The organism is Rahnella perminowiae, from assembly GCF_019049755.1.
In the GTDB taxonomy this organism is placed as follows: Bacteria; Pseudomonadota; Gammaproteobacteria; order Enterobacterales; family Enterobacteriaceae; genus Rahnella; species Rahnella perminowiae.
In genome coordinates, this window is record NZ_JAFMOS010000262.1 from 1 (window position 1) to 3,063 (window position 3,063).

A 3,063-nucleotide genomic window follows, 5' to 3' on the forward strand; every position below is an offset into this window, starting at 1 on the left:
TCGCCAGATTGCCCATATTACCTATGGTTAAGCACATTTAGGCCTCGACCAGTCCCTGACAATTATGATGTGATGAGGGTTCTTTGACGGGATAATACGGTATACTTCACAGACTTTGCTGTTTTATCCCGAACGTTTTTTTTACGGAACGGTTGTTTGTGTTCAAACACTCAGTTTCTGACGAGGATGCTGTAAACGCGCTATGACTTCATACGCCTCCCCGATTTTGACTTCGCTGTTAGATACCGATGCCTACAAGCTTCATATGCAGCAAGCAGTCTACCATCGCTACCGCAACATCAGCGTCGTGGCCGAGTTCCGTTGTCGTGGTGATGAACTGCTGGGCGAATACGCCAGCGAGATCCGCCAGCAAATTCAGATGATGAGTCAGCTGGCGCTGACGGACGACGAGTTCACCTACCTTTCAGGTCTGCCTTTCTTCACGCAGGATTACCTGAACTGGCTGAAAATCTTCCGCTACAATCCTGAACATGTCATGGTTTCCGATCGCAACGGACATTTACATGTGCGCATCGAGGGCCCGTGGCGTGAAGTGATCATGTGGGAAGTGCCGCTGCTCGCGGTCATCAGTGAAGTTGTCCATCGCCAGCGCTCACCACACGTAACAGCGCAAATGGCGGTGGATCAGTTGCGTAAAAACCTCGCCAGTTTTAAACAACAGGCTGCCGATATTGATCTCCGCGCGTTCCGTCTGATGGATTTTGGCACGCGTCGACGTTTTTCCGGTGACGTTCAGGAAGCCATCGTCAGCACGCTGAAAAATGAATTCCCTTATCTGGTCGGCACCAGTAACTACGATTTAGCACATAAATTGCAGCTGACACCGGTCGGCACACAAGCTCATGAATGGTTCCAGGCGCATCAGCAAATCAGCCCGGTGCTGGCTAACAGCCAGCGTGCGGCGTTGCAGGCCTGGCTGGATGAATATCCGGATCAACTGGGAGTTGCCCTCACCGACTGCATAACGATGGATGCTTTCCTGCGTGATTTCGGCAGCAAATTCGCTCATGCCTACCAGGGGCTGCGCCATGATTCCGGGGATCCGTTTGAATGGGGCGAAAAAGCGATAGCGCATTATCAGTCTCTGGATATCGACCCGATGACCAAAACGCTGGTGTTCTCCGACAATCTTGATCTGGACAAAGCGTTACATCTGTATCGCCATTTCCATCAACGGGTGAATCTGATATTCGGAATTGGTACGCGCCTGACATGTAATATTCCGGACGTGAAGCCGCTGAATATTGTCATTAAGCTGGTGCAGTGCAATGGCAAACCTGTCGCGAAACTTTCGGACAGCCCGGGCAAAACAATGTGTCAGGATAAAGCTTTTGTTCAGGCCCTGCGTAAAGCTTTCGATCTGCCGCTGGTGAAAAAAGCTTCCTGACTCTCCCTAAAGTGCCGGAAATGCATCCGGCGCTTTATTCGGATTTCTTTCCTTTATATAGTTGCGATCTAATTCTGCTCGGCTTTTATTCACCCTCTCAATATTTGCCCCCGTTCCCTGCATTTGCGCCACAATTCTTGGCCGCTGACGACGATTTCTGCTTGTGTCCTGAGAAAGCCTAAGTAACATAGCAAAATCCCTATTTACAGGGTGTCCAATATTTCTTAGCCAACATATATAAAGAAAGAGAGAAATCTATGAGCGTTGTGCCTGTAGTCGACGTACTGCAAGGCCGTGCTGCGGTTGACAGTGAAGTCACCGTACGCGGTTGGGTACGTACCCGGAGAGATTCTAAAGCTGGTATCTCATTCGTCGCCGTTTATGACGGCTCCTGCTTTAATCCTTTACAGGCCGTCATCAATAATTCTCTGCCCAATTATCAGGAAGATGTATTACGTCTGACGACGGGTTGTTCAGTAGAAGTGACCGGTACTGTTGTCGCCTCACCTGGCGAAGGCCAGAGTTTTGAGCTGCAGGCAACGAACGTCAAAGTTGTTGGCTGGGTGGATGACCCTGATACTTATCCGATGGCGGCAAAACGCCACAGCATCGAATACCTGCGTGAAGTGGCTCACCTTCGCCCGCGCACCAACCTGATCGGTGCTGTTGCCCGTGTGCGCAACACCCTCTCCCAGGCCATTCACCGTTTCTATCATGAAAACGGTTATTTCTGGGTATCCACACCGCTGATCACAGCCTCCGATACCGAAGGTGCAGGTGAGATGTTCCGCGTATCCACCCTGGACTTGCAAAACCTGCCGCGTACCGACAAAGGCGAAATTGACTTCAGCGAAGATTTCTTCGGCAAAGAAGCATTCCTGACGGTGTCCGGCCAGCTGAACGGCGAAACTTATGCCTGTGCGCTGTCAAAAGTTTATACCTTCGGTCCGACTTTCCGTGCAGAAAACTCTAACACCAGCCGTCACCTTGCGGAATTCTGGATGGTAGAACCGGAAGTCGCATTTGCCACGTTGGATGACATCGCAGCACTGGCCGAAAATATGCTTAAATATGTTTTCAAAGCCGTTTTAGACGAACGTGCAGATGATATGGCCTTTTTCGCTGACCGTGTAGACAAAGATGCTGTTGCGCGCCTGGAGCGATTTGTAACATCCGATTTCGCCCAGGTGGACTATACCGACGCAGTAGAAATATTAATGAATTGTGGTCAGAAATTCGAAAACCCGGTTTCATGGGGCGTCGATCTTTCTTCTGAGCATGAACGTTATCTTGCAGAACAGTATTTCAAAGCGCCGGTAGTGGTTAAAAACTATCCGAAAGATATTAAAGCTTTTTATATGCGTATGAATGAAGATGGTAAAACCGTCGCAGCAATGGATGTTCTGGCTCCGGGCATCGGCGAGATTATTGGTGGCTCTCAGCGTGAAGAACGTCTGGATGTTCTGGACGCCCGTATGGCTGAAATGGGACTGAATAAAGAAGATTACTGGTGGTATCGCGATCTTCGTCGCTACGGTACTGTTCCGCATTCAGGTTTCGGCCTCGGTTTTGAACGTTTAGTCGCCTATGTGACCGGTGTTCAAAACGTGCGTGACGTGATCCCGTTCCCGCGTACCCCACGTAATGCAACCTTC

The 3,063-nt window shown here is 50.0% G+C and carries 2 protein-coding genes; both read left to right on the forward strand.

Annotated elements, in window-relative coordinates:
- Positions 1-202: 202 nt before the first annotated feature.
- Positions 203-1,408, forward strand: a complete 1,206-nt coding sequence (pncB, locus tag J1785_RS02015; RefSeq protein WP_217139101.1) for a nicotinate phosphoribosyltransferase — start codon at positions 203-205, stop codon at positions 1,406-1,408.
- Positions 1,409-1,665: 257 nt separating this feature from the next.
- A partial coding sequence (gene asnS, locus J1785_RS02020; protein WP_217218690.1) for an asparagine--tRNA ligase occupies positions 1,666-3,063 on the forward strand: 1,398 nt, incomplete at its 3' end.

What these genes read in the sequence shown, in the direction of transcription:
- pncB (WP_217139101.1), top strand. Translation starts at nt 203, where the DNA reads ATGACTTCATACGCCTCCCCGATTTTGACTTCGCTGTTAGATACCGAT.